Origin of the sequence: Streptomyces sp. SLBN-8D4, from assembly GCF_049739545.1 — a bacterium.
GTDB classification, from domain to species: Bacteria; Actinomycetota; Actinomycetes; order Streptomycetales; family Streptomycetaceae; genus Streptomyces; species Streptomyces canus_C.
Window position 1 is genome coordinate 1470424 of record NZ_JBMGQC010000001.1, and the last position, 25913, is coordinate 1496336.

Below are 25913 nucleotides of genomic sequence, written 5' to 3' on the forward strand. Positions count from 1 at the left end.
CCGCCCCCCGTACGGCTTTACCTGGTGATGACGGCGGGGTCGCTCACTCCGGGGCGCCCGTTCTCGACATGTCCGGCGAATCGCCTCAGGAACGCCGGCTCCGCGTCGGACGTGACCGTGAGGTCGTACCAGCGACGGCTCTTGGCGAGGCCGAAGGTGTGCTGAACGGTGGCCCCGGCCCGCACGGTGAAGGTCCTCGCGGGGTCGCCGTAGCCGCTCGCCACCTTCAGACGGACCGTGCGGGAGCCCTTGTTGGTGAAGGTCAGCTCGACGTCGTCGCCGGTGTGGCAGGCGGCGACCTCGGGGCCGGCGCTCTTGTTCGGCCCCTTGAAGACGCGCAGGAAGCCTGCCGGGCCGTGCACGGTCAGGTCGTACGACCCCTTGGAGTACGCCGAGTTCCAGGTGTCCGAGACGGTCTTGCCGGCCTCGGTGGTGTAACTCCAGGGCCCGTCGGTGCGGTTGCCGGAGGTCACCAGGAACGCGGCGCCGGCCTTGCTGCCGGAGGCGAAGGTGAGCGTGAATGTGCCGCTCGCCGCGTCCACCGAACCGTCCACGCGCGGGACGTACTTGAGCGGGCGGGCGGGGCGCAGGCCGCGCTCCTGCCTCGGCAGGACGCCGACGGCGGGTGGGACCGGCACGTAGTCGGGGTGGCGCTCGCGGTCCGGCGGCGCGTAGCCGTCGGTGTCCGGGAGGGCGACCGGCCCGGTGTCCTTGTGGGAGAAGTCGAAGGCCGAGGTCAGGTCGCCGCAGACGGCGCGCCGCCAGGGCGAGATGTTGGGCTCGTGGACGCCGAAGCGCTTCTCCAGGAAGCGGACGATCGAGGTGTGGTCGAGCGTCTCGGAGCAGACGTAACCGCCCTTGCTCCAGGGCGAGACGACGAGCATGGGCACGCGCTGGCCGAGTCCGTAGGGGCCGGCCGGGTGGTTGGCGTCGCCCTTGAACAGGTCGAGGGCGGGGTCGACCGTGGACTTGCCCTGGGCCGCGGAGCCGGGCGGGAAGGCGGGGACCACGTGGTCGAAGAAGCCGTCGTTCTCGTCGTAGGTGATGAACAGGGCCGTCTTCGCCCACACCTCGGGGTCGGAGGTGAGCGCGTCCAGGACCTGGGCGATGTACCAGGCACCGTAGTTCGCGGGCCAGTTGGGGTGCTCGGTGAAGGCCTCCGGGGCGACGATCCAGGAGACCTGGGGCAGCTTCCCGGCCTTGACGTCCGCCTTGAGCTGGTCGAAGTAGCCCTCGCCCTTGGTGTAGTCGGTGCCGGTGCGGGCCTTGTCGTACAGCGGATCGCCGGGCTTGGCATTGCGGTACTGGTTGAAGTAGAGCAGCGAGTTGTCGCCGTAGTTGCCCCGGTAGGCGTCCGGGATCCAGCCCCAGGAGCCGTTCGCGTCGAGGCCGTCGCCGACGTCCTGGTAGATCTTCCAGGAGACGCCGGCCTTCTCCAGGCGCTCGGGGTAGGTCGTCCAGCCGTAGCCGGTCTCGTCGTTGCCGAGGACCGGGCCGCCGCCCTGGCCGTCGTTGCCCGTGTAACCCGTCCACATGTAGTAGCGGTTCGGGTCGGTCGAGCCGATGAACGAGCAGTGGTAGGCGTCGCAGACGGTGAAGGAGTCGGCGAGGGCGTAGTGGAACGGGATGTCCTCGCGGTTCAGGTAGGCCATCGTCGTGGACCCCTTGTTCGGGACCCATTTGTCGTACTTGCCCGCGTTGAAGGCGGCGTGTCCGTCGTTCCAGCCGTGCGGGAGGTCCTGGATGAACTGGAGCCCCAGGTCGTCGGCCTCGGGGCGGAACGGCAGGATCTCCTTGCCGTTCCTGTCCGTCTGGTGCCAGACCGACTTGCCGTTCTCCAGCGTCACGGGGCGCGGGTCGCCGAAGCCGCGAACGCCCCTGAGCGAGCCGAAGTAGTGGTCGAAGGACCGGTTCTCCTGCATCAGGACGACGACGTGCTCGACGTCCTCGATCGTCCCCGTGCGGTGGTGGGCCGGAAGCGCGGCGGCGCGCTGGATGCTGTTCGACAGGGCGGTGAAGGCGGTGGTGGCGCCCGCGAGCTGGAGGAATCTGCGCCGGTTGACGTCGGACATGAGTGAGGGACCTCTCAATCCTGCGCATCGATGGCCCGCATGTGACGGAAGGTGCGCGCAGCGAGTGTTCCAAGAGCAACAAACGTCAGGGAAGGGTGCGGTGGCGCTGATGTGAAAGTCGTGGGTACGGGAGGTGTGGCGGACCTCGATCGGGGGATGGGCACCGTATGTGGGCACTCTGTTCAAGGAGTTGGGCCACGCGGGCGTGTTCCCCTGGTACGTGGCCGCCCTCTGCCTCGGCTCGTCACTGGTCTATCTGCGGCTCCCGGAGACCGCCCACGGGGAACTGCGCCGCTAGCGCCCGCTTCGCCACCGCCGTGCCCGACCTCAGCGCGGCCACCGGGTCGGCGGCCTCGTCCAGTTCGATCAGGACCGTGTCCGCGCCGGGCGTCGCGGACATCGCGTCCGCCCAGCCCTCCCAGTCGACGATGCCCGTGCCCAACTCCGTCATGTACGGCTGCTGTCGGGAGTACACCGTCTCGTCGATCGTGAGGTGGACGTCGATCGGGGCGACCGCGTCCTTCCAGTGGGCCAGGGCGGTGCGCGGGGTGTGGCGCCGGGCCACTGCGACGGGGTCGCCGCCGCCCAGGGCGATGTGGCAGGAGTCGGGGCACAGCCAGACGTAGCACGGGTCGGTGAGGGCCATGAACAGGTCGATGTCCCGCTCGTACCAGAGGGTGCTGTGGGACTCGGTGTGGAAGGCCAGCCGCACCCCGTGCCGGGACACCGCCTCGCCCACCACGTGCGCGATGTCGGCCATGCGGGTCATGTAGGCGGCGTCGACGAAGAAGGGCGGGCGGGTGCCGTACGTCGCCCTCATCGGCAGTCCGGCGACGAGGACCTCGGCGCCCACCTCGGCGAGGAAGGCAGCGCGGCGCTCGGCGTCGGCGACGATCGCGGGGAGGTTGCCGCCGTGCCGCCAGTCGGGGGCGTCGCTGTCGGCGACGAAGGCGCTGACGACGGCCAGGCCCCGGCCGGCCAGTTCCCGGCGGAACGCCTCCGCGCCGCCGTAGGCGCGCAGGGCCGAGTCGATGCCGCCGGGCGCGAACGTCAGCTCGATGCCGGTGACCTCGGTCTCGGCGAGCGTGTCCAGCACCCGCCCCCAGAAGCGGTCCGGATGATCCGCGGCCCAGTCGCGTACCGCGGCGGCGGAGTCGAGGCCCCAGAATCCGGGGTGATGGAAGGTGACGACGTCCGTGGCGAAACGAGGGCTCATTCGGCTCCCCCGCGCGCGTTGTAGACGACGACCTCGTCGGACTCGTCGACGGCCTTGCGGTAGTTGCGGAACACCGCGAGCGCCTCGTCCCTGAGGACATCTCGCACGACCTCGATACCGCGTGCCTCGAACTGCTCGGCCCAGTCCGCGCCGACCGGGCCCTCGTCGAACGTGGTGATCTCCTCCAGTTCGGGGCCCTGGCCCGCGACCACCAGGCCGCGGACCCCGGACCACATCGTGGCGCCGTAACACTGCACGCAGGGACGCCAGTTGACGACCAGTTCGTGGGACGGCAGGCCGTCGCCGCCGAGGTCCCAGCTGCCGGTGGCGATCTGGGCGAGGCCGAGCGCGACGACCTCGGCGTGCGCGCTGGAGACTCCGGTGGACAGGACGACGTTCACGCCGACGGAGACGATCCGGCCGGACTCGCGCTCGGCGACGACAGCGGCGAACGGGCCGCCGTTGCCCTCGCGCCAGTTGCGGTCGGCAAGGCGGTGCACGAGACGCATCCGGTCCTCGCGGGAGGGCAAGGCGGCGGGTGCGTCGGCGAGTTCGTCGTCGATCCAGGCGGGCAGGGCGACGCGGTATTCCTTGGCGGTGTCGATCACTGTGCTGTTCCTCTCGGATGGTTCAGGTGCGTGCGGTGACGGCACGGGCGGCCCGTACCGCGGTGACGGCGCCGGTCAGGGTGACGTTGGCGGCCATGGCCGTGGGAACGACTCCGTTGCCCGCCAGATACAGGTTGTCGAAGCCCCACACCCTTCCGTCCGGGTCGCACACGCTGGTGCCGTCGTCGGTGACGCCTGCCCGGACCGTGCCGGTGAGATGCAGCGACGAGCCGGGCGGCAGCACCGTGGACTCGGTGTCGGGATCGAAGGGGCCGAACTTCCCGGCCACGGACCGGACTTCATCCAGCGCTCGCCGGATCAGCGCGCGGTCGGTCTCGGAGTAGCCGAACTCGACGCGGATGCGGGGCAGCCCCGCCAGGTCGGTCTCGTTCGCGGAGAACACGAGCCGGTTCTGCGGGCGCGACTCGACGGGGACGTACAGCGACAGACCGACGGAGTGCGCGAGGGGCCGGCCGGCCTCGTCGACGTAGGTGCGGTTCATGATCTGGCCGTGGAAGGGCCGGCCGGGTCCGTTGCACGGCAGCCACAGCGAGTCCGTGCTGAACTCGCCGGGACGCGGCAGGGGCAGGGCACCGGGGTCGAGGCCGAACCGGTCGAGGTCGAGCAGGACGCGGGCCGTGACGAAGGCGTGCTCGTTGAGGTGACGGCCCAGGGCCTCGGGGCGGATGCCGGAGGCGTACAGGAGTTGTGGGGTACGCAGGGCGTCGGCGCACACCACCACGGTGCCGGCGCGGAGTTCGGTCTCGGTGCCGTCGGCGACGCGGCGCAGACGGGCCCCGGTGACCCGGCCGGCGTCCCGGACCAGGGCGGTCACGAGGGTGCCGGTGAGCAGGGTGAAGGCCGGATCGCCGCCCTCCGCGAGGGCGGGGAAGATCGTCCCGGGGGCCGTGCGGGGCATGGGGCCCGAGGGTGTGGGGGTGACGGCCATGGGCATGGGCTGCGGGGCCCGGTCGGCCGGCCCTGTGCCGCCGTAGCGTCGGCGCAGGATGTCGAGGACGAGTTCGCCGACCTTGGTCGGGCCGATCGCGGCGGGTGTGACGGCGAGCAGTCGGCGTGCGGTGTCGAGGTCGGCCGCCCAGGCGTCCGGGTCGCCGAAGTCGAAGACCTCGTCCCCGGCGGGCCACGGTGTCGCGGCGGTCCAGTGGACGCCCATGCCGCCCGCGTTCCAGGCGAGCGCGGCCTGCGGCATCGCCTCGGCGTCCTCGCCGAAGGCGAGCGCGTGGAACATCCCGGGGGTGAGGTCGGGGAGGCTGTCCGCGACCTCCCGGACCACCTCCGCTCCCGTGTACATGCCCTGGATGCCGGTGGCGACCTTCTCGTTGTAGCGGGACCACAGCTCGGGGTCGTCGAGGTCGTGCAGGTGCCGCCCGGGCGCACCGCCGATCGGGGCGCCGCCGTCGGCCATGGTGATGTGCAGCGCCGGGTCGCTCTCGCGCAGGAGGCGGGCCACGAGGGAGCCCATGATGCCGCTGCCCACGATGAGGACGTCGGTGCGGGGGGTGTGGGTCAAGTGGAGCTCCGGGTACGTGGGGTGTGGGGGTCAGTCGACCGGGACGAGCGGTCCGAACAGCTCGGTGTCCATGCGGTCCAGGGCGAGCTTCACCGCGCCGATGAGCGGGGCGTCGTGGCCGAGCGCGGTGGCGCGCAGTTCGACCGCGGGGGTGCGGGCGTCCCGCAGCGCGTCCCGCACCCGGGGCAGCAGGACGTCGGCCGCGTCCTCCAGGCCGCCGCCGAGGACGATGAGCGAGGGGGCGACCGTCCAGGACAGGGTGGTGAGGATCGACGCGATGTTCTCCACGAACTCGTCGACCTCGGCGAGCGAGGCGGCGTCACCGTTCCTGGCCGCCTCGAACCGGGCCAGGGCGAGGGCGCGTTGGGCGGGCAACGGTGACGTCAGGGCGGCCACGGGCCGGTCCTCGACCGAGCCGGCCGGCATCGAGCGTGCCTCGACGATCTCGCCCGCGGCACCGTCGAGCCCGCGGTGCACGGCCCCTCGGATGAGGATGCCGAGACCGGTCCGGTTCCCGAGCATCGCCCATACGACGTTGTCGTGATCGACGGCGACTCCCCGCCAACGCTCCGCCAGCGCACCGAGGTTGGTGTCGTTGTCGGCGAACCAGGGCACCGGGACGCGCCGGCCGAGCTCCTCGGGCAGGTGCACGCCCTCCCAGCGCGTGGTGTGCACCAGGCGCCGTACGACTCCCTCGTCGTCGATGGCACCGCCGCCCGCGACGGCCCCGGCGCGCAGCCGGTCCACCGAGCCGCCGGCGTCGTCGAGGGCCTCAAGGACCAGTGCGGCGGCGTCGTCGAGGGTGGTGCACGGATCCTTGTAGGCGCGCAGCGGCCGGTGTGCCCGGCCGAGGATGTGGCCGCGCACGTCGGCGACGACGGCGGAGACATCGACGGTCGTGATGCGTACGGCGGCCAGCAGGGCGTGTTCTGCCCGCAGTTCGTAGCGGCGGGCCGGACGTCCGGCGCAGCCGCTGTTGGGCACCCGGTCGAGTTCGGCGACCCATCCCGCGTCGACGAGTGAGTCCAGGATCAGCTCGACCGTGCGCCGGGACAGACCGGTCTGCCCGGCGAGTTCGGTGAGTTTCCTCGGCCCCGACGACACCGCCAGCGCCCGCAGGATCACGGAGGTGTTGACCCGTCGTACGGCGCTCTGGTTCATGCCGGCCGTCAGCACGGCTCGCCTCCCGTCACCGGGTCGTACGCGCCCCGGGTGTCGGCCACGAGCGGTCGGCCGTACTCGCGGGCCGGGTCGCCGAGCGTGCCGGTCGCCCTCCCCCAGGCCGGGGTCTCGCCGCGGACGAAGGCGACGAGGTCGGCGTGCATCCGGGTGGCCAGCTCCGCGGGCGGGTTCGGGCCGAGCGCCTCGGGGACGCCGGGCGCGTCGAGTACGTCGAAGAAGAAGGGGAGGTCCACACAGTGGACGGCGCCGCCGAGGGTCGGGGAGTGCCATTCGAAGGAGTACAGCCAGGTGCCGGCGGGGGCCTCGCGACGAGCGGCAGCGGTGCGGGGGCAGGCGGAACGGAACAGGGTGTCCGTGATACGGGTGCCGGCCGCGCGCGACCCGCGCCCGCTGTCGCCGTCGCCGTCGCCGTCGAACTCGTCGCCCGTGGCGCCGAGCAGCAGGGGCACGTCCTGGCCGTGGACGGTGAGTCCTTCGGCGAGCGATACCGGCAGGATGTCGTCCCCTGCGACCGGGCCGAGCACGAGCGCGTCGTCACCGCGCAGGTCGAGGACCGCCCGCTGGAGCTGTTCCGGCGTACGGCGGCCGAATCCGGCGCGCGTGGGTGGCACACCGAGGCTGTGCCCGAGTCCGGCGAGGAAGTCGTGCGGCGGGTCGAGGTCGAACAGCCCGCCCGACAGGCTCACCGCGCGCCGGAAGCGGCCCTGGGCGGGCGGCGAGGAGAGCAGCGCGAGCACCGCCGCTCCCCCGGCCGACTGTCCGGCGACCGTGACCCGGTCCGGGTCGCCGCCGAACGCGGCGATGTTCTCCTGGACCCAGTCGAGAGCGCACAGCAGGTCGCGCAGTCCTAGGTTGGCGGGTACGCCGTCGAGCGGGGCGAAGCCGTCGACACCCAGCCGGTACCCGACCGTGACGACGACCACGCCGTCCCGGGCGAAGGCCCGCCCGTCGTACCACGGACTGGCCTGGCTGCCCGCCAGGAAGCCGCCGCCGTGGATCCACACCAGCACCGGGCGGCCCTGAGCGGCGGGAGCCGTGACGGAGAGGTTCAGCACGTCGTCGCCCGGCACCGAGGGCTCGGGGATCGTGGTCGTGGCGAACAGCGGCACACGCTGCGAGGTGGCGCCGTGCCGGGAGGCGTCGTACGGCCGCGGGAACCGGGCCCGTGGCACCGGCGCGGCGAACCGCCGCGCACCGGTGGGCGCTTCGGCGTACGGGATGCCCAAGTAGCGCCGTACGCCGTCGGCTTGGCGGCCGACAACCGTGCCGGCCGGGGTGTCCAGGACGGATTCCGTCACGGTCATCGCAGCCCCGTTCCCGCGACGCCCTGCACGAAGTACCGCTGCAGGAAGAGGAAGAGCACGAGCACCGGCAGCATCACGACGATCGCTCCGGCGAGCAGCAGTCCGTAGTCGGTGACGTGGGCCGCGGCCTGACTGGTGGCGGCGAGGCCGACCGGGAGGGTGTAGGTGGACATGCTCTGGGCGACGACCAGCGGCCAGATGAAGTTGTTCCAGGAGTTGAGGAACGACATGATCGTGATCGTGGCGACGGCGGGACCGGCCAGCGGCAGGAAGATCCCGAAGAAGATCCGGAACTCGCCCGCGCCGTCGATGCGGGCCGCTTCGAGGAGTTCGTCGGGGACCGACAGGGCGTACTGGCGCATGATGAAGACCGACAGCGGAAGGGCCGCGCCGGGCAGGGCGATTCCGGCGAGGGTGTCCGCGAGCCCCAGGTCGACCGTGATCACGAACTGGGTGACGAACACCGCGGTGAACGGCACCATCATCGCCGCCATGACCGCGCCGAACGCGAGCCGCCGGCCCGCGAAGTCGAGCTTGGCGAGGGCGTACCCGGCGGCCGACGCGGCCAGGATGTTCCCGGCCACCACGATCAGCGCGACGACGACGCTGTTGACCAGGAACCGGCCGAAGCCCTGGGTCTCGAACAGCCGCGTGAAGTTGCCGAAGGTGAGATGGTGCGGGAACAGCGCCCCCGGGTCGGAGCGGATCTCGTCCAGGCTGCGCAGCGAGCCGCTCACCCCCCACGCGAAGGGCAGCAGGGTCAGCAGGGCGCACAGCACCAGGGCGGCGTACATCAGGGGACGGGCGGCACGGTTCATGTACGGGACCTCAGCAGCCGGAACTGGACGACGCTGACCACCGTCACCAGCGCGAGCGTCACGAAGGACGCCGCCGAGGACATCCCGAACTCGCCCGCGCCGAACTGCCGGTAGGTGTACAGCGCGACCGACTCGGTGGAGCCGAGCGGGCCGCCGCCGGTGAGGAGGTAGGGCTCGTCGAAGACCTGGAGGTAGAAGACGGTCAGCAGGACGGAGACCATGAGGGTGGTGGGCAGCAGCAACGGCAGGGTGATGTGCCGGAGCCCGCGCCACCGGCCGGCCCCGTCCAGGGCGGCGGCCTCGTACACGTCCCGCGGGACGGCCTGGAGACCGGCGAGGAACAGCACCATCGCGATGCCGAAGTTGCGCCAGACGCCGAGCAGGATGACCACCGGCATGGCCAGGTTCGGGTCGTCCAGCCAGTTGGGTCCGGCGAATCCGACCGCGCCGAGCAGCTTGTTGACGGTGCCGTCGACGTGGAAGGCGTACTGCCAGATCAGCGCGACGGCGACGACGTTCGTGACGACGGGCGCGAAGAAGACGGTGCGCAGGACACCGCGCAGCCGGCTGATGCCGGAGTTCAGCGCGAGGGCCAGCGTCAAGCCGATGCCCATCGTCAGCGGTACGCCCACGGCCACGAAGAGGGCGGTGTTGAGGATGTCCCGTACGAAGGTCTCGTCCTGGAACAGCCGGAGGTAGTTCTCGGCGCCGGTGAAGTCGACGGCGAACGGGGTGCGCAGGTCGGCGCCGCGGATGTCGGTGAGGCTCAGGGCGAGGGCGGCGACGGTGGGGATCGCCGTGTAGACCAGGAAGACGAGGGCGAACGGGGCGAGGAACAGCCAGGCCACAGCGGTGCGGCGGGCACGGGGCGCCCTGCGTGCGGCCGTCTTCGGTACGGCCGTGGCCTTCCCCGCGGCCGATACGGCGCTCGCGGTCATCGCTTCGTGCCCGTGCCGACGCTCTCGGCGTACGCCTGGATGTTGGCGGCGGCCTTCGCAGCGGTCTCCTTGCCCTTGGCGACGGCCTCCATCTCCTTGCCCAGCCGGGTCGCGACCTGCTGCCAGGTGCTGACCTGGGGGAACGCCCGGGTGTTCTTGAGCTGGGTGAGAAAGGCGGCCATGAGCGGCTGCCCCTTGATGGCCGGGTCGTCCCAGGCGGAGATGACGGCCGGCAGCGAGCTGTACGCCTTGTACTGCGCGACCTGGGTGGTGGGCTCGGCCAGGTACCGGACGAGCTTCCAGGCGGCGTCCGCGTTGGCGCTGTCGGCGAGGACGCCCCAGGTGCCGCCCGCGGAGAAGGACACGCTGCCCGATGCTCCGGCGGGCAGCGGGGCGGTGGCGACATGGGAGGCCGTCCAGCCGCTCTTCTTGGCGGCGGTGTCGAGCTGGCCGATGACCCACGGCCCGGTGATCATGCTCGCCGTCCTGCCGGAGACGAAGTACGGCTGTGCGTCGAGGAAGGTCGGCCCGCTGGTGTCGGCGGTCCCGGAGGTGAAGAAGGACGCGTTGTACTTCAGCGCGTCGACCATCTGGGGCGTGTTCAGGTTCCACTTGCCGCCGGAGGTGACGAGTGAGCCTCCGGCCTGCCAGCCGTACATGGCGACGTCCTGGCCGTTGAAGATGTCCCACCCGATGTCGGCCCCGAGCGCGTGGCCCGCGCCGGCGCCCTGGAGGGCCTTGAGGAAGGGCTCCATGGCGGCCCAGGTGGTCGGCGCCCCGACGCCCGCCTTCTTGGCCAGATCCGATCGGTAGACGAGCGCGTACGTGTACGCGTACCAGGGCACCGTGTAGGCCACGTCGTCCACGACTCCGGCGTCCCACAGGCTCTTGAAGAAGCTGTTCGGATCCACCAGGCCGTCCGGCACGGGCCGCAGGGTCGACGAGTCGAGGAACTGCGCCTGCGACTCGGGGAAGAACTGGGCGACGTCCGGTCCCTTGCCCGCCGCGATCGCCGCCTGGAGCTTGGTGTAGTACTCCGCGTTCGGGATCAGCGTGGTCTTCACGACCAGGCCGGGGTTGGCGGACCTGAACGGCTTGACGACCGTGCCGAGCACGTCGGCGTCGCCTTGGGCGGCCCAGACGTTCAGGGTGCCGGTGGCCGGGGACGCGTCGACCTTCTTGGCGGTGCCGGCGGCGGCCGCGGCGTCGTGGCGCCCGCAGCCGGTCAGGGGAAGCGCGCTGCCGACGGCCAGGCCGGCGGTCAGCCGCAGGGCGGCGCGGCGGGAGATGTTGGGCACGGAGGACTCCTGTCACACGAGGTGCCTCACGGGGGCGGAGGTCAGTGACGTGATGTGCCCAGACGCTATGAACCGCGTGTTTCGGCCACGTGGCGGTCCTCGCGCTGAATAATTTCGGAACTTGTAGCGAAATCGGCTCGGGGTGTGGACCGCTGGGCGGTCCCATGAAAAGACGACGGGCGGCGGGGAAATCGCCGCCCGTCGTCGGGATCGTCACAAGGCGATGATCTGCCACTGCTCCTCGGGCGCGCGGCTGTAGGTGAACTGGTCGATGTTGGCGCCGTCGGCGGTCGAGCCCCCGTCGACGTTGAGGGACAGTCCGCTGAACCGGTTGGTGAGGTAGTAGTAGCCGTCACCGGTGGGCGTGACCGCCCAGTGCTGCTGGGGAACGTTGCTGTCGGAGTAGATGGAGACGTTTCCGCCGTCCACCCTCGAGAGTCCGGCCACCTCCATCAGCTTGCCGCTGTTCACGTTCTTGATCTCGTAGTAGCCGTCGCCCGTGGAGGCGAAGGTCCACTTCTGGGCGGTGTTGTTCAGCCACGGCCACTGCTGGATGTTGGTGCCGTTGGCGGTGCCGAAGTTGAACACGTCGACGACCTTGCCGCTCTTGCGGTTGACGATGCGGTAGACCGTGCCGTCACCCGGCAGAACCTTCGACACCAGGGCCGGCTTGGCGGTCCGGCCACCGATGTGGAGGCCGCCGATGTTGGCGTAGCCGCCGGTGGCCGCGTTGGCCTGGAGCCGTACGAAGCCCACGTTCCTGGCGGGCCATTCGGCCACCTTGGTGGCGCGGTCGCCGGCCCAGGTGCCGGTGGCGACCTGGGTGAAGTTCGTGCCGTCGGTGCTGGTGGAGATGGCGTAAGAGGTGATGTCGCCGTCGGTGGTGTCGCTGCGGTTCCACTGCTTGGGCAGGTACTCCAGGGTGGAGACGTTGCTCCACACCCCGCCCAGGTCGATCGTGATCGAGTGGGGCAGGGCCGGGGACAGGCCCCAGGTCGACCAGCAGGTCTCGTAACCCTTGTCGCTCAGTCCGTCGATGGCGTTGAGCGGTCCCTCGCCGGTGCGGTATGCGGTCGCGTAGGCGCTGACCGGTGTGACGGGGTGCTCGGCGCGCAGCATCTGCGTCGGCAGTGGCGGGCGGGAGGTGTTCGGGCTCCAGGCCGCCCCGACTTCGGCGAGCCGGTTGACTATGTTGGTGTCCAGCCTGCCGTCACGGTTGGGCGGGCAGTTGAGGATGAACGAGGTGTACTTCGGCTCCAGGTCGGCCAGATGCGACAGGATCGATGCCTTGCTCATGGGGTCGGTGGTCGGCGTGGCCGGGTGCCAGAACCAGCCGTTGCTGATCGTCTGCCCCTGCGTGGAGGCGTAGGTGTTCCCGGCCGGCGACGAGACACCCAGCGGCTCCTCGAAGTAGATCGCGTCGCCGAGGAACGGCACCGACAGCGCACCGTGGTCGATCATGACGATGTCCGGCTGGAGCGACTTCACGTGCTCGCGGATGCGCTGGTAGGAGACGGCCTGCTGTCCCATCTGCCACCCGTAGCCGTCGGTGACGAAGAGGTCGACGGTGCCGTAGTTGGTGAGCAGCTCGGTGATCTGACCGAGGATGAAGGTCATGTCGCTGGGTTGGATGGCGTCGGTGGTCTGGAGGCCGACCCCGGTGTGCCGGCTCTCCCACGCCTGGACGCCGAAGGTGCGGTCCCATATCGAGTAGTAGAGCCCGACCTTCAGCCCCTTCGCGCGGAAGGCGTCGCAGTACGCCTTCACCACGTCGTGCTTGTAGGAGCTGTTCGCGACGTTCTGGGTGCCGTAGGCGCTCGGCCACAGGGCGAAGCCGTCGTGGTGCTTGGTCGTCAGGATGCCGTAGCTCATCTTCGCCGCCGCGGCGGCATCGGCCCACTGGGCGCAGTCCACGGCCGTGGGGGCGAACAGGGTGGGGCTCTGGTTCGGGGCGGCCCACTCCTGGTTGGTGAACGTGCCCAGGTTGAAGTGGTTGAACATGCCGAACCGCATGTTCACCAGCTTCTCCAGATTGGTCTGGGGATCCGCGGCGGCCGCCTCCGCCAGCAGGGGCGACAAAGCGGGGACCACGGGCAGCGCTGTCGCGGCCACAGCGGCACCCGCGGCGCCCAGCAGGGTACGACGGGACAGTCTTGTCTCTGAGGGCATGGGTGTACTCCCGGTCGGGTGGTTCTGACATCTGGGGGCGACCAGTGAAGGCGGCGGGCAGGCCCGAGAGCGCGCTCGCCGCGGCCGTTGGTCAGGGCGGAGCGGGAATCAGAGCGCCGTGAAGGTCCACTGCAGGTTGGTGCTGCTGCCGTTGGTCCACTGCTTGGTGACGGAGCCCGAGGTGACGTTGCCGCCGCCGTCGAGGGCCAGGCCGGTGGTGCGGTTGGCGATCGTGTAGCTGTTGCCGCCCCGGGGGGTGATCTTCCACTGCTGGTTGGGGCCGCCGTTCCACGGCGCCTGCTGGGCCGGGGAGCCGTCGGCGGTGCTGCCCCAGCCGTCGGCGACCATGCCGTTGGTGCGGTTGACCAGCTTGTAGTAGCCGCCGCCCACGTCGACCGCCTGCCACTGGAGGTTGTTGCTGGAGTCCCAGCTCCACTGCTTGAGGTTGGATCCGGAGGCGACGTTGCCGCCGCTGTCCAGGGCGAGGCCGTCGGTGACGTTGGTGATCCGGAAGTACTTCGACGGGTTGAACTGGACCCTGAGCGAGGTGATCTGGTCGTTGTTGCCGGTGACCCTGAGGTCGGGGTTGTCGGCGGTGAAGGTCCAGGCGGTGCCGGTGAAGTTGTCGCCGGAGTAGCCGATCACCTGGTAGCCGGGGGCGGGACGCAGGCTGGAGATGGTGCGGGTGCCCAGTCCGGCCGCGCTCAGGTCGGCCGCGGTGTGGTCGCCGACGGGCAACGGGGCCGAGCCGCCGGTGTAGTTGACGTCCGTGAAGGCGGCGGCGCCGGCGAGCGGCAGCAGGGTCGGGACGGTGCCGGAGAAGGCCAGCTTCAGGACGTAGGCGCCCGCGCTGTAGGGCGCCGAGGACGGCAGGGTGACGGTGAGGCCGGAGGAGGTCTGCGTGGGTGCGGGCAGGTCGATGTAGGTGCCGGCGGTGGAGCCGAGCAGCTTCACCGAGGTCAGCGAGGAGAGGTTGATGCGGTCCGAGCTGAGCGTCTTGATCGTCACTGAGCTGCCGGGCCAGCCCAGGACGGTGGCGTACAGGACGTTGCCGGCCTTGTTGCGGGTGAAGCGGATGTCCTGCGCGGTGCCGGCCGTCGGAGTGGTGAAGGCGCCGCCACCCATCTTCGTCGGGCCTTCGCCGTACACGGTCCAGGCGCGGGTCGAGTACACCGACTCGCCGAAGCGCTTCAGGTAGTCGCCCATGCCGAGAAGGATGTCCTTCTGCGCCTGGGGGATGGTGCCGTCGGCCATCGGCGCGATGTTCAGCAGCACGTTGCCGTTCTTGCTGACCCGGTCGAGGAACGAGTGCAGCATCTGCTGGCTGCTGTAGTAGCCGATGCCCTGCGTGTAGCACCAGCTGGAGCTGGAGATGCTGTCGTCGGTCAGCCAGTAGGGGCTGGTGAGGTCGCCGGGGCCGCCGCGCTCGTAGTCGAAGACCTCGCCCTTGCCGTTGAACCCGTCCTTGTAGGTGGCGACGACCTCACGGCCCCAGGCGTTGGCCTGGTTGTAGTAGTAGGACAGGAAGTTCAGGCGCTGCGTCTCGTCGACCGCGTCCAGCTTGAAGTCCTGCCACAGGATGTCCGGTTGCGCGAGGTCGACGACTTCCTTGAGCTTGTCGTACCAGAGCTGGTTCTCCGCGGCCGCACCGAGCTGGCCGTAGAGCTTCTTGAGGCTGGGGTCGGTCTGGGCGGGGGCGAACTCGTAGAAGCCGTTGTAGTGGTACGCGTGGTGCATGGCGACCAGCAGCTTGAGGCCTTTGGCCCGGATCGCCGTGGTGAACAGCTGCAGCAGGTTGAGCTTCGGGCCCTTGGTGACCGAGTTCCACTCGTTGACCTGGCTGTTCCACATGGAGAAGCCGTCGTGGTGCTCGGCGACCGGGCCGGCGAACTTCGCGCCCGCGTCGACGAACAGCTGCGCCCACTCGTTGGGGTCGAAGTTCCCGCCGGCCGACTTCAGCTTCGGCGCGAACTGCACGAAGTTGCCCGCCAGGTCGTTCGCCCCGTTGATGAAGTTGTGGTACGGCCATGCCGAGGGCTGGCCGTAGGTCGCGATGTGGTGCTGGTTCACGCTGTCGCCGGCCTGATACATGGACCGCGGATACCACTCGTTGCCGAAGGCGGGAACGCTGAAGACGCCCCAGTGGAAGTAGATCCCGAACTTCGCGTCCTGGAACCACTCCGGAGCCGGCGGGTGCTGGTCGACCGAGTTCCAGTCGGGCGTGTACGTGCTCGGTGCCGCCTGGGCGACGCCGGCGCCGAGACCACCGCCGGCCATGGCTGCCGCCGCCACACAGGTGGCGGCGGACAGGAACTGGCGTCTGTTGAGCGAACGCGACATGAGGACATCCCTGGGGTAGGGGCAAGGGGGACGGGGGGAGACGCGGGACGCCGACGGTTCTGGAGCGTCGGAGGTTACGCATGAAGTTCGACCATGTGACGCACTGATGTCAACGGGCGTGCAGGGATGAAAACCCGTATCAGCAGAAGCTTTTGTCCCTACATGAGGGCTATTGGCGTATAGCTGCAGTGGCAAACATGGAATGTCTAGAGGCTCGGCGAAGGGTGCACCACCACACGGGCAGTCCACAGGCAAGCCGTCGGTCCATCACGAGTGCGCATCATTGATGGGATGGATCTACTAACCAGGGAGGCTGTCTCCAGCACTTTTGCCGCACCCACTAGACAACCTCATTCCTCCCGCTCTATAAACATCCCATCTCTCCGCCGACGACACACAGCCGTCGCATCGGCGTAACAACCCCGCTCCGGGACCAGCGCGAGGAAGTACCCATGAGACTCAGAACCGCACTCGGCTCCACCGCCTCCGTCGTCTGCGCACTGACGCTGCTCAGCGCCTGCAGCAGCGGCTCCGGCACCACCGCCTCGTCGAGCGGCAAGCCCCTCGTGGGCGTCGACTACCCGCGGTCCGACACCGACTTCTGGAACTCGTACATCAAGTACACGCCCCAGTCGGCCAAGGAGCTGGGGCTGGACCTGAAGACCACGAACTCCCAGAACGACGTCGCCAAGCTCACCGCCAACGCGCAGACGTTCATCAGCCAGGGCGTCAAGGGCATCGCGATGGCCCCGCAGGACACCGCCGCCATCGCGCCGACGCTGGCGCAGCTGGAGGCGAAGAAGATCCCGGTCGTCACCGTCGACACCCGGCCCGACAGCGGCAAGGTGTTCATGGTGGTGCGGGCCGACAACCGCGCCTACGGCGAGAAGGCCTGCCAGTACCTCGGCACCAAGCTCGGCGGCAAGGGCAAGGTCGTGATGCTGGAGGGCGGCCTCGACTCCATCAACGGCCGTGACCGCACCGAGGCGTTCAACGACTGCATGAAGAAGAACTACCCCGGCATCAAGGTGTTCGGCGAGGCCACCAACTGGGACGGCGCGGTCGCCGCACAGAAGCTCCAGACGGACCTGACCGCCAACCCGGACATCAAGGGCGTCTACATGCAGTCCAGCTTCGCCCTGGCCGGCACGCTCCAAGTCCTCAAGCAGAAGGGCCTGTTGGTCGACCCGAAGGACAAGAAGCACGTCTTCGTCGTGTCCAACGACGGCATCCCCGAGGAGCTCAAGGACATCGCCGCCGGCCACATCGACGCCACCGTCTCCCAGCCCGCGGACCTGTACGCCAAGTACGCCCTGTACTACCTCAAGGCCGCGATCGACGGAAAGACCTTCAAGCCCGGCAAGACCGACCACGACAGCACCATCATCCAGGTCCGCGACGGACTGCTGGAGGACCAGCTCTCCGCTCCCCTGGTCACCGTCGACGGCGGCACCTACGGCGGCGTGCCCAGCGTCAAGAGCGACGACACCTCCCTGTGGGGCAACAACCTCGGCTGACCTGCCCTCTCGGGCATCCAACGGCTCACCACTACAAGGCGGTTGAAATGAGCGACGGGGAGCGAGCAGTCACCCCCGCGCCCGCCCCGGCGGACGACGGACGGGCCCCCGCGACCCCGCCCGTCGTCGAGGCGACGGGCATAGTCAAACGATTCGGTCCGACCGTGGCCCTGAACGGCGCCCGGATCACCATCAGGCCGGGCGAGACGCACGCGCTCGTCGGCCGCAACGGAGCCGGCAAGTCGACCCTGGTCTCCGTCCTGACCGGCCTGCACGCCCCCGACGAGGGCACGGTCACCTTCGGCGGGGACCCCGCCCCCCGGCTCAGCGACCGCGACGCCTGGCGCCGGCGCGTGGCCTGCGTCTACCAGAAGTCGACGATCATCCCCACGCTGACCGTCGCCGAGAACCTCTTCCTGAACCGGCACCACCACGGCCCGAACCGGCTGATCAGCTGGACCGGCGTGCGCCGCCGGGCGCAGGAGCTCCTTTCGACCTGGTCGGTGGACGTCGACCCGCAGTCCCCGGCCGGCGAACTCAGCGTCGAGCAGCGGCAGTTCGTCGAGATCGCCCGGGCGCTGTCCTTCGGGGCCCGGTTCATCATCCTCGACGAGCCCACCGCACAGCTCGACGCGGCGGCCATCAACCGGCTCTTCGACCGCATCCGCGAACTGCAACGCCAGGGCGTGACCTTCCTGTTCATCAGTCATCACCTGCAGGAGGTCTACGAGATCTGCGACATGGTGACGGTGTTCCGCGACGCCCGGCACATCGTCACCGCCCCCGTCGCGGACCTCCCCCGCACCGAGCTGGTCGCCGCCATGACCGGCGAGGCGGCCGCCGACCGGCAGCAGGCGCGGTCGAGCACCCTCGACCCCGCCGCCGCCCCCGCGCTGTCCGTGCGGGATCTGGGCCGTGACGGCACATACGAAGACGTCACCTTCCAGGTGGGCGCCGGCGAGATCGTCGGCCTGGCCGGTGCCGCCGCCAGCGGACGCACCGAGGTCGCCGAGACCGTCGTAGGACTGTGGGCGGCCGCCGGCGGCGAGGTGGAGATCGCCGGGCGACGGCCCCGGCCGGGCAGCGTGCCCGCCGCGCTCGCCGCCGGCGCCGGGTTCGTCCCCCAGGACCGGCACCACCAGGGCTTCGTGCCCGACATGTCGATCGCCGACAACGCCACCCTGTCCGTGCCCCACCGGCTCGGCAGGAACGGCCTCCTCAGCCGTGACCGACGCGACCGGCTCGCCGACAACATGATCGAGAAGCTGGCGATCAAGACGCCGGGCCCCGAGCTGCCCGTCTCCTCCCTGTCCGGAGGCAACCAGCAGAAGGTCGTCATGGCCCGCGCCCTGGCCGACGACCCGCGGCTGCTGGTCCTGATCAACCCGACCGCGGGCGTGGACGTGCGCTCCAAGGAGTTCCTCCTCGGCAAGGTCGAGGAGACCGCCCGGACCGGCACCGGAGTGCTCATCGCCTCCGACGAACTCGACGACCTGCGGATGTGCGACCGGATCCTGGTGATGTTCCAGGGCCGGGTCACGACCGAGATAGCCCGCGGCTGGCACGACCACGACCTCGTGGCCGCGATGGAAGGAGTGGACCTCAATGCCTGAAACCGTCCTCGCGGACACAGCCGCCAAGGCCGCGGAACCGAAGCAGCGGCGCACCGCGCTGCTCGGCGGCCGGATCCCCCTGGCCCGGCTGCGCGACCTCGCCCTCGTCCCCGCGATCGTCGTCATCGCGATCGTCGGCCAGATCGTCAACCCGGTCTTCCTGCAGACGGACAACCTCATCAACGTCCTGCAGACCATGTCCGAGATGGCCCTGCTGGTCCTCGCCCAGACGATGATCCTGATCGTCAAGAAGATGGACCTGTCGCTGGAGTCCACCATGGGCCTCGCGCCCGGTGTCGCGGCCTGGCTGGTCGTCCCGGCCGGCGCCGGACACGGACTCGGCCTGCTCTCCGGTGGCTGGGCGATCCCCGTCACCCTGGCCGTGGGCGCGCTGGTCGGCGTGATCAACTCGCTGCTGATCATCCGCTTCGGCCTCAACGGCTTCATCGTCACCCTCGGCATGCTGATCGTGCTGCGCGGCATCCTCACCGGCATCTCCGGCGGCCAGACGTTCTTCCAGCTGCCGCAGTCGATGCTGTACCCCGGCACCGCGCAGTGGTTCGGGATGCCCGCCTCCATCTGGATCTGCCTGGCCCTGTTCGCCGTCGCGATCGTGGTGCTCGGCTGGACCAGCTTCGGCCGGTCGCTGTACGCCATCGGCGGCAACGTCGACGCGGCCAAGGCCGCCGGCATCCGCACCGACCGGGTGCTGTGGATCGTCATCGTCACCGGCAGCGTGCTCGCCGCCGTCGCCGGACTGCTGCTCTCCGGACGGCTCGCCTCCGTGGCCTCCGCACAGGGCAACGGCTACATCTTCACCGTCTTCGCCGCCGCCGTCATCGGCGGGATCAGCCTCAACGGCGGCAAGGGCACCATGTTCGGCGCGTTCTGCGGCATCCTGCTGCTCTTCATGATCCAGAACGTGCTCACCCTGGGCGGCGTCCCCGCCCAGTGGATCGGCGCCCTCAACGGCCTGATCATCCTGGTCGCCCTCGCCATCTCCCGGATCACCGGCGGCAAGGTCCAGGACTGACCCGGGCGGCCGTCGCCGGCCGTCCGTCCCGCGCCGTGTTCACCGCTCGTCGCAAGGGGCCCGATTCCCCCTTGCCGTCACAGGAGTTGCCGCCATGTCCTCCACCCTGCCCGCATCCGCCCGCATCACCGCCCTGGACGTCCTGGACGTGCGGTTCCCCACCTCCGAACACCTCGACGGCTCGGACGCCATGAACCCCGAGCCCGACTACTCCGCCGCCTACGTCGTGCTGCGCACCGACGCCGGCGACGGGCTGGAGGGCCACGCCCTCGCCTTCACCACCGGCCGCGGCAACGATGTCCAGGCCGCCGCCATCGCGGCCCTCGCCCCGCACGTGGTGGGCCTGTCCGTCGAGGAGGTCTGCGCCGACCTCGGGGCCTTCTCCCGCTCCCTCGTGCACGATCCCCAACTGCGCTGGCTGGGCCCGGAGAAGGGCGCCATCCACATGGCCACCGGCGCGGTCGTCAACGCCGCCTGGGACCTGGCCGCCAAGCGCGCGGGCCTGCCCGTGTGGCGGTTCCTCGGCGAGATGTCGCCCGAGGACCTGGTCGCACAGGTCGACTTCCGCTGGCTGAGCGACGCCCTCACCCCCGAGGAGGCGCTGGAGATCCTGCGCCGTGCCGAGCCCGGCCGCCAGGAGCGCGTCGCCCGTCTGCTGGAGCGCGGCTACCCCGCCTACACCACCACCCCCGGCTGGCTCGGCTACTCCGACGAGAAGCTGGCCCGCCTCGCCCGCGAGGCCGTCGCCGACGGCTTCACCCAGATCAAGCTGAAGGTCGGCGCGGACCTGGAGGACGACGTACGGCGCATGCGCACCGCCCGCGAGACGGTCGGCCCGGACATCCGCATCGCCGTCGACGCCAACCAGAGATGGGACGTCCAGCCCGCCATCGACTGGATGCGCGCCCTCGCTCCCTATGACCCGTACTGGATCGAGGAGCCCACCTCCCCCGACGACATCCTCGGCCACGCCGCCGTCCGCAAGGCCGTCAGCCCGATCAAGGTCGCCACCGGCGAGCACATCGCCAACCGGGTCGTCTTCAAGCAGCTCCTGCAGGCCGGCGCGGTGGACATCGTGCAGATCGACTCCGCCCGGGTCGGCGGTGTCAACGAGAACCTCGCGATCCTGCTGCTGGCCGCGAAGTTCGGCGTGCCGGTCTGTCCGCACGCCGGAGGGGTGGGCCTGTGCGAGATGGTCCAGCACCTGTCGATGTTCGACTACGTCGCCGTCTCGGGCACCACCGAGGACCGCGTCATCGAGTACGTCGACCACCTGCACGAGCACTTCGTCGACCCGGTCCGCATCAGCGACGGCCACTACCTCGCGCCCGCCCTGCCCGGGCTGAGCGCGCAGATGCACCCCGCGTCCCTCAAGGAGTACACCTACCCCGACGGCCCCGTGTGGACGGCCCGTGTCTGACGCCCACACCCTCGTCGACGCCCACCACCACGTGTGGGACCTGGACATCCGGCCGCAGTCCTGGCTCGACGAGCCCGGACACGAGCCCATCCGCCGCAGCTTCGGCACCGACGACCTGCGCACGGCCGCAACCAGGCCGATCGCGGGCCGGCGGCTGGAGCGCACGGTGCTCGTCCAGTGCGTGGCCTCGGTCGACGAGACCCGCGAGTTCCTCGCCCTCGCCGACGCCGACCCGCTCGTCGGCGCGGTCGTCGGCTGGGCCGAGCTCACGTCCCCGGCGATCGGCGACGTACTCGACGCACTGCGCGCCGGGCCCGGCGGTACATATCTGCGGGCGGTGCGTCACCTCGTCCAGGGCGAGTCCGACGCCAACTGGCTGCAACGGCCTTCGGTGGAGCGGGGACTGCGGGCGGTGGCCGAACGGGGCCTCGGGTACGACCTGCTGATCCGCGACCACCAGTTCCCCGAGGCGATCCGCGTGGCCGAACGCCTCCCCGGCCTTCCCCTGGTCCTCGACCACGCCGGCAAACCCCCCGTCGCCCAGGGCGACCTGGGCGACTGGGAGCGGGGCGTGCGACGGCTGGCCGCGCATCCCCAGGTGCGGTGCAAGGTGTCGGGCCTGGTCACCGAGGCCGACCACGAGAAGTGGACCGTCGACGACATCCGGCCGGTGTGGGAGGTCCTGCTGGCGGCCTTCGGCCCCGACCGGCTGATGTTCGGCTCGGACTGGCCGGTCTGCGTCCTCGCCGGCGGCTGGAACCGCTGGGCCGCCACCGTCGAGGAACTCCTGGCCGGCTGCTCCGCCGCCGAGACCGAGGCGGTCCTCGCCGGAACCGCCACCACGTTCTACGGCCTCGACCCCGCTCGAAGGAAGGAGCGCACCGCATGCTGATGACCGAACTCCTGCACCCGGGGATCCTCGAAGCCCTGGCGGGCGCCGGGCACGGCGCCCGGGTGCTGCTCGCCGACGGCCACTATCCGGCGAGCACCGCCACCGGCCCGCGCGCCAGGACCGTCCACCTCAACCTGGCGCCGGGGCTGCTGGACGTCACCACCGTGCTCGACGTCCTGCTGCGGGCTCTGCCCGTCGAGTCGGCGCACGTGATGGTGCCGCCCGAGGGCGCGCCCGAGCCCCCGGCCATCGCCGAGTACCGCTCGATGCTGGCGCCCGTCCCCGTCGAGACGCTCGACCGCTTCGCGTTCTACGACGCCGCCCGCTCGCCCGACCTGGCCCTCGTCGTCGTCACCGCCGACATCCGCACCTACGCCAACCTGCTGCTCACGATCGGCGTCCGCGCCGAAGGGACCCTGAGATGACACTCGCCGTCCGCTACCTCGCCGCCCGCACCCTGGACACCGCGCCCGCCGAGAACCCGCCCCCCGGCCCCGGCCAGGTGGAGATCGCCCCCGCCTACGTCGGTATCTGCGGCACCGATCTGCACATCTTCCACGGCGACATGGACGCCCGGGTCGCCGCGCCCGCCGTCCTCGGCCACGAGATGTCCGGCCGGATCGTGCGGGTGGGCGCTGGTGTGGAGGACTGGTCGCCCGGTGCCGCGGTCACCGTGATGCCGCTGCGCTGGGACGACACCTGCCCGGCCTGCCGTGCCGGCCACCAGCACATCTGCCAGCACCTCGACTTCATCGGCATCGACTCCCCGGGCGCGATGCAGCAGCGCTGGACCGTGCCCGCCACCACCCTCGTACGGCTGCCCGGCTCCCTCCCGCTCGACCACGCGGCCCTCGTGGAGCCCACCGCGGTCGCGGTGCACGACGTGGGCCGGGCCCAGGTCCGCGCGGGCGAGAAGGCCGTCGTGGTCGGCGGCGGTCCCGTCGGCATCCTCATCGCCCTGGTCGCCCGCGCCGCCGGAGCCGAGGTCCGGGTCGTGGAGCTGAGCTCTCACCGGCGGCGGCTCGCCGAGAAGTTGGGGCTGACGACCTGGGACCCGGCCGCCGACGACCTGCCCGAGCTGGTCCGTGAGTGGACCGGCGACGCCGGTGCGGAGGTGGCCTTCGAGGTCTCCGGCGCGCAAGGCGGGGTGGACACGGCGGTCGACGTGCTGGGGGTGCGCGGCCGGCTGTGCCTCGTGGCCATCCACCCCCGGCCCCGCGAGGTGAACCTGCACCGCTTCTTCTGGCGCGAACTCACCCTCGTCGGCGCCCGGTTGTACGACCGCACCGACTTCGAGCGGGCGGTGACCCTGGTGGCCGACGGCACCGTTCCGGCCCAGCAGCTGATCAGCAAGGTCGTCCCCATGGCACAGGCGCCCGACGCCTTCGAGGCCCTGGAGGGCGGCGGCGACGTGATGAAGATCCTCGTGGACTGCACCGACGACTCCCAGGGAGCCGCCCAGTGAACGCCTTCGACCTGACCGGCAGGCTCGCCGTCGTCACCGGGGCCCGGCGCGGCATCGGCCGTGCCATGGCCCGCGCCCTCGCCGAGGCCGGCGCCGACGTCGTCGGCGTCAGCGCCCAACTGGAGGAGACCGGCAGCGACGTGGAGAAGGACGTCCTGGCCGCGGGCCGCACCTTCGAGGCGATCCGCACCGACTTCGCCGACCCCGAAGCCGTCCGCGCCCTGGGCGCCGACCTGGCCGGACGGGAGCGCCCGGTGGACATCCTGGTCAACAACGCGGGCACCATCCGCCGCGCCCCGGCCGCCGAACACACCGACGAGGACTGGGAGTTGGTGCTCCAGGTCAACCTCAACGCCCAGTTCGCCCTGTCCCGCGCGGTGGGCGCGTCGATGGTGGCCCGCGGCCGCGGAAAGATCGTCTTCACTGCGTCGCTGCTCAGCTTCCAGGGCGGCATCACCGTCCCCGGCTACACCGCCGCCAAGCACGGCATCGCCGGACTGACCAAGGCCCTGGCCAACGAGTGGGCGCCGCACGGCGTCAACGTCAACGCCATCGCCCCCGGCTACATCGCCACCGACAACACCCAGGCCCTCCAGGACGACCCCGTCCGCAGCAAGGCCATCCTGGACCGCATCCCGGCCGCCCGCTGGGGCAGCGCCGACGATCTCGCGGGCGCCACCGTGTTCCTCGCCTCGGACGCCGCCGCCTACGTCCACGGCGTCGTCCTGCCCGTCGACGGCGGATGGCTCGGCCGATGAGTGCCACCGAAGCCGCCGGCCTGGCCGCCGTGCTGGACGGGGCCCGCGTGCTGCCGGTGCTGACCGTGCCCTCCGCCGCGACCGCCGGCCCACTGGCCGACGCGCTCGTGGCGGGCGGCGCCCGGTGCGCCGAGGTCACCTTCCGCACCCCCGACGCCGAGCAGGTGCTCAAGACGATGGCCGCCCACGGAGGGCTGACCGTCGGCGCCGGTACGGTCCTCACGTGCGAGCAGGCGGACCGTGCCGTGGCGGCCGGGGCGCGTTTCGTCGTCTCCCCCGGCTTCGACGAGGACGTCGTCGTCAGGTGCCGTGAGCTGGGGGTGCCCGTGGTGCCCGGCATCGCCTCCGCGACCGAGCTGATGCGTGCCCTGCGGGCCGGCCTCGACACCGTCAAGCTCTTCCCCGCCGAACCGCTCGGCGGCGTCCCGATGCTGCGCGCCCTCGCGGCTCCCTTCCCTCAGGCACGGTTCGTGCCGACGGGCGGCATCGACGCTCCGCGCCTGCCCGCCTACCTCGCCGTCCCGGCGGTCCTCGCCGTAGGCGGCAGCTGGATGGCCACCCCCGGCCATCTGGAGCGCGGCGAGTACGGCGAGATCCGCCGGCTGACCGCCGAGGCCGTGCACGGGAGCGCGACGTGAGCGACGTGGTGGCCCTCGGCGAGGTGATGCTCCGCTTCGACCCGGGCGAGGGCAGGATCCGCACCGCCCGAACCTTCCAGGTCTGGGAGGGCGGCGGCGAGTACAACGTCGTCCGCGGACTGCGGCGCTGCTTCGGCCTGCGTACGGCCGTCGTGACCGCCCTCGCCGACAACCAGGTGGGGCGGCTGGTCGAGGACCTGATCCTCCAGGGCGGCGTCGACACCTCCCTGATCCGCTGGGTGCCCGACGACGGCATCGGCCGCACCGCACGCAACGGCCTCAACTTCGTCGAGCGCGGCTACGGCATCCGGGGCGCGGTGGGCGTCAGCGACCGCGCGAACACCGCCGTCTCGCAGCTGCGCAAGGGGGACGTCGACTGGGACGCGGTCTTCGCCCCAGGCTCGACGGGGCCGCGCTGGTTCCACACCGGCGGCGTCTTCGCCGGTCTGTCGGACACCACCGCGGACGTCGCGGACGAGGCCATGGCGGCCGCGCGACGGCACGGCATGACGGTCTCCTACGACCCCAACCACCGCCCCAGTCTCTGGGCCGGCAGGGGCGGCGCCGACGCCGCCCGCGAGGTCGACCTGCGGCTCGCCCGCCACGCCGACGTCGTGGTGGGTGCCCTGGGTCTGGCAGGGCCGTACCCGGGGGCGGTTCGCGTCGCGGCGGACGAGGTGCGGGACGCCCTCGCCGAGGTGGCCGCGCTCCTGCCCCGGGCCGAGGTCCTCGCGACGACCCTGCGGGCCGTGCCCTCGGCCGGCGTCAACGACTGGTCCTCGGCCGCCTGGTCGCCCCGTACCGGCTTCGTCCGCGGCCCTGAACTGCCCGGCCTGCACGTCCTGGACCGCATCGGCTCGGGCGACGGCTTCGCGGCCGGTCTGATCTACGCACTGCTGACCCTCGGCGGTGGCGAGGCCGGACCGGCTGTCCCTGCGGCGCGCGTCGCGGACCTCGACACCGCCGGACTGAGCCGCGCCCTGGCCTACGGCACCGCGCACGGCGCCCTCACCATGACCACCCCCGGCGACGTGTCCATGGCCTCGCTCGCCGAGGTCGAGGCACTCATGGCAGGCGGCTCGGCCGCCGTCCGAAGGTGAC

At 71.0% G+C, this 25913-nt stretch carries 21 protein-coding genes and 1 pseudogene; 11 read left to right on the plus strand and 11 right to left on the minus strand.

What is annotated here, in order from left to right:
* Positions 1–17 precede the first annotated feature (17 nt).
* Positions 18–2072: a phosphocholine-specific phospholipase C gene (locus RKD20_RS06865; RefSeq protein ID WP_424876899.1), complete on the minus strand. Its 2055-nt coding sequence runs from the start codon at positions 2070–2072 to the stop codon at positions 18–20.
* Positions 2073–2223: 151 nt separating this feature from the next.
* Here RKD20_RS06865 and RKD20_RS06870 point away from each other — a divergent pair.
* Positions 2224–2370 (plus strand): annotated as a pseudogene (locus RKD20_RS06870) (MFS transporter); the annotation flags it as partial.
* Here the strand turns inward: RKD20_RS06870 and RKD20_RS06875 are convergent.
* From RKD20_RS06875 to RKD20_RS06920, 10 genes are all read right to left on the minus strand, one after another.
* Positions 2317–3288, minus strand: a complete 972-nt coding sequence (locus tag RKD20_RS06875) for a sugar phosphate isomerase/epimerase family protein (protein WP_424876900.1) — start codon at positions 3286–3288, stop codon at positions 2317–2319. The pseudogene RKD20_RS06870 and the gene RKD20_RS06875 sit on opposite strands and share 54 nt — an antisense overlap.
* Positions 3285–3896, minus strand: coding sequence for a nucleoside deaminase (locus RKD20_RS06880; RefSeq protein ID WP_424876901.1), 612 nt, complete (start codon positions 3894–3896; stop codon positions 3285–3287). Before RKD20_RS06880 ends, RKD20_RS06875 begins: the two co-directional genes overlap by 4 nt.
* A 22-nt stretch (positions 3897–3918) precedes the next feature.
* A complete protein-coding gene (locus RKD20_RS06885) occupies positions 3919–5427 on the minus strand; it encodes a GMC oxidoreductase (RefSeq protein WP_424876902.1) in 1509 nt (502 codons plus the stop codon).
* Positions 5428–5457: 30 nt separating this feature from the next.
* Entirely contained in the window at positions 5458–6603 is a 1146-nt protein-coding gene (locus RKD20_RS06890) for an ROK family protein (protein WP_424876903.1), read from the minus strand.
* Complete coding sequence (locus tag RKD20_RS06895) at positions 6597–7913, minus strand: carboxylesterase family protein (protein ID WP_424876904.1); 1317 nt, start codon at positions 7911–7913, stop codon at positions 6597–6599. Before RKD20_RS06895 ends, RKD20_RS06890 begins: the two co-directional genes overlap by 7 nt.
* Positions 7910–8731 (minus strand): carbohydrate ABC transporter permease, encoded by an 822-nt coding sequence (locus RKD20_RS06900; RefSeq protein WP_424876905.1) that lies wholly within the window; start codon positions 8729–8731, stop codon positions 7910–7912. The genes RKD20_RS06895 and RKD20_RS06900 overlap by 4 nt, the downstream gene beginning before the upstream one ends.
* Positions 8728–9669: a carbohydrate ABC transporter permease gene (locus RKD20_RS06905; RefSeq protein ID WP_424876906.1), complete on the minus strand. Its 942-nt coding sequence runs from the start codon at positions 9667–9669 to the stop codon at positions 8728–8730. Before RKD20_RS06905 ends, RKD20_RS06900 begins: the two co-directional genes overlap by 4 nt.
* A complete protein-coding gene (locus tag RKD20_RS06910) occupies positions 9666–10967 on the minus strand; it encodes an extracellular solute-binding protein (RefSeq protein ID WP_424876907.1) in 1302 nt (433 codons plus the stop codon). The genes RKD20_RS06905 and RKD20_RS06910 overlap by 4 nt, the downstream gene beginning before the upstream one ends.
* A 213-nt stretch (positions 10968–11180) precedes the next feature.
* Positions 11181–13136 (minus strand): RICIN domain-containing protein, encoded by a 1956-nt coding sequence (locus RKD20_RS06915; RefSeq protein ID WP_424876908.1) that lies wholly within the window; start codon positions 13134–13136, stop codon positions 11181–11183.
* Positions 13137–13244: 108 nt separating this feature from the next.
* Positions 13245–15476 carry an alpha-L-fucosidase gene (locus tag RKD20_RS06920; RefSeq protein ID WP_424876909.1) on the minus strand — a complete coding sequence of 744 codons (2232 nt, stop codon included), beginning with the start codon at positions 15474–15476 and terminating at the stop codon, positions 13245–13247.
* Positions 15477–15928: 452 nt separating this feature from the next.
* Here RKD20_RS06920 and RKD20_RS06925 point away from each other — a divergent pair, with 452 nt between their 5' ends.
* The 10 genes from RKD20_RS06925 (at position 15929) to RKD20_RS06970 (ending at position 25912) form a co-directional block, all read left to right on the plus strand.
* Positions 15929–16993, plus strand: a complete 1065-nt coding sequence (locus RKD20_RS06925) for a sugar ABC transporter substrate-binding protein (RefSeq protein WP_020122226.1) — start codon at positions 15929–15931, stop codon at positions 16991–16993.
* A gap of 47 nt (positions 16994–17040) precedes the next feature.
* The gene (locus RKD20_RS06930) at positions 17041–18606 is read left to right on the plus strand and encodes a sugar ABC transporter ATP-binding protein (RefSeq protein WP_424876910.1); all 1566 of its coding nucleotides are present in this window, start codon (positions 17041–17043) and stop codon (positions 18604–18606) included.
* Positions 18599–19639 (plus strand): ABC transporter permease, encoded by a 1041-nt coding sequence (locus tag RKD20_RS06935; protein ID WP_020122228.1) that lies wholly within the window; start codon positions 18599–18601, stop codon positions 19637–19639. The genes RKD20_RS06930 and RKD20_RS06935 overlap by 8 nt, the downstream gene beginning before the upstream one ends.
* 94 nt (positions 19640–19733) lie before the next feature.
* Entirely contained in the window at positions 19734–21059 is a 1326-nt protein-coding gene (locus RKD20_RS06940) for an L-fuconate dehydratase (RefSeq protein WP_424876911.1), read from the plus strand.
* Complete coding sequence (locus tag RKD20_RS06945; protein WP_424876912.1) at positions 21052–21951, plus strand: amidohydrolase family protein; 900 nt, start codon at positions 21052–21054, stop codon at positions 21949–21951. The genes RKD20_RS06940 and RKD20_RS06945 overlap by 8 nt, the downstream gene beginning before the upstream one ends.
* Entirely contained in the window at positions 21945–22376 is a 432-nt protein-coding gene (locus RKD20_RS06950) for an RbsD/FucU domain-containing protein (RefSeq protein ID WP_424876913.1), read from the plus strand. The genes RKD20_RS06945 and RKD20_RS06950 overlap by 7 nt, the downstream gene beginning before the upstream one ends.
* A complete protein-coding gene (locus RKD20_RS06955; protein ID WP_424876914.1) occupies positions 22373–23416 on the plus strand; it encodes a zinc-dependent alcohol dehydrogenase in 1044 nt (347 codons plus the stop codon). Before RKD20_RS06950 ends, RKD20_RS06955 begins: the two co-directional genes overlap by 4 nt.
* The gene (locus RKD20_RS06960; protein WP_424876915.1) at positions 23413–24174 is read left to right on the plus strand and encodes an SDR family oxidoreductase; all 762 of its coding nucleotides are present in this window, start codon (positions 23413–23415) and stop codon (positions 24172–24174) included. Before RKD20_RS06955 ends, RKD20_RS06960 begins: the two co-directional genes overlap by 4 nt.
* Positions 24171–24812: a bifunctional 4-hydroxy-2-oxoglutarate aldolase/2-dehydro-3-deoxy-phosphogluconate aldolase gene (locus tag RKD20_RS06965; protein ID WP_424876916.1), complete on the plus strand. Its 642-nt coding sequence runs from the start codon at positions 24171–24173 to the stop codon at positions 24810–24812. Before RKD20_RS06960 ends, RKD20_RS06965 begins: the two co-directional genes overlap by 4 nt.
* On the plus strand, positions 24809–25912 hold the full coding sequence (locus RKD20_RS06970) for a sugar kinase (protein WP_424876917.1): 1104 nt from the start codon (positions 24809–24811) through the stop codon (positions 25910–25912). The genes RKD20_RS06965 and RKD20_RS06970 overlap by 4 nt, the downstream gene beginning before the upstream one ends.
* The last annotated feature ends 1 nt before the right edge of the window (position 25913 follow it).

Bases quoted from the DNA above. Each gene is read 5' to 3' on its own strand.
- RKD20_RS06865 (WP_424876899.1), bottom strand. From the start codon at position 2,072: ATGTCCGACGTCAACCGGCGCAGATTCCTCCAGCTCGCGGGCGCCACC.
- RKD20_RS06875 (WP_424876900.1), bottom strand. From the start codon at position 3,288: ATGAGCCCTCGTTTCGCCACGGACGTCGTCACCTTCCATCACCCCGGA.
- RKD20_RS06895 (WP_424876904.1), bottom strand. From the start codon at position 7,913: ATGACCGTGACGGAATCCGTCCTGGACACCCCGGCCGGCACGGTTGTC.
- RKD20_RS06900 (WP_424876905.1), bottom strand. From the start codon at position 8,731: ATGAACCGTGCCGCCCGTCCCCTGATGTACGCCGCCCTGGTGCTGTGC.
- RKD20_RS06905 (WP_424876906.1), bottom strand. From the start codon at position 9,669: ATGACCGCGAGCGCCGTATCGGCCGCGGGGAAGGCCACGGCCGTACCG.
- RKD20_RS06915 (WP_424876908.1), bottom strand. From the start codon at position 13,136: ATGCCCTCAGAGACAAGACTGTCCCGTCGTACCCTGCTGGGCGCCGCG.
- RKD20_RS06920 (WP_424876909.1), bottom strand. From the start codon at position 15,476: ATGTCGCGTTCGCTCAACAGACGCCAGTTCCTGTCCGCCGCCACCTGT.
- RKD20_RS06925 (WP_020122226.1), top strand. From the start codon at position 15,929: ATGAGACTCAGAACCGCACTCGGCTCCACCGCCTCCGTCGTCTGCGCA.
- RKD20_RS06930 (WP_424876910.1), top strand. From the start codon at position 17,041: ATGAGCGACGGGGAGCGAGCAGTCACCCCCGCGCCCGCCCCGGCGGAC.
- RKD20_RS06935 (WP_020122228.1), top strand. From the start codon at position 18,599: ATGCCTGAAACCGTCCTCGCGGACACAGCCGCCAAGGCCGCGGAACCG.
- RKD20_RS06940 (WP_424876911.1), top strand. From the start codon at position 19,734: ATGTCCTCCACCCTGCCCGCATCCGCCCGCATCACCGCCCTGGACGTC.
- RKD20_RS06950 (WP_424876913.1), top strand. From the start codon at position 21,945: ATGCTGATGACCGAACTCCTGCACCCGGGGATCCTCGAAGCCCTGGCG.
- RKD20_RS06955 (WP_424876914.1), top strand. From the start codon at position 22,373: ATGACACTCGCCGTCCGCTACCTCGCCGCCCGCACCCTGGACACCGCG.
- RKD20_RS06965 (WP_424876916.1), top strand. From the start codon at position 24,171: ATGAGTGCCACCGAAGCCGCCGGCCTGGCCGCCGTGCTGGACGGGGCC.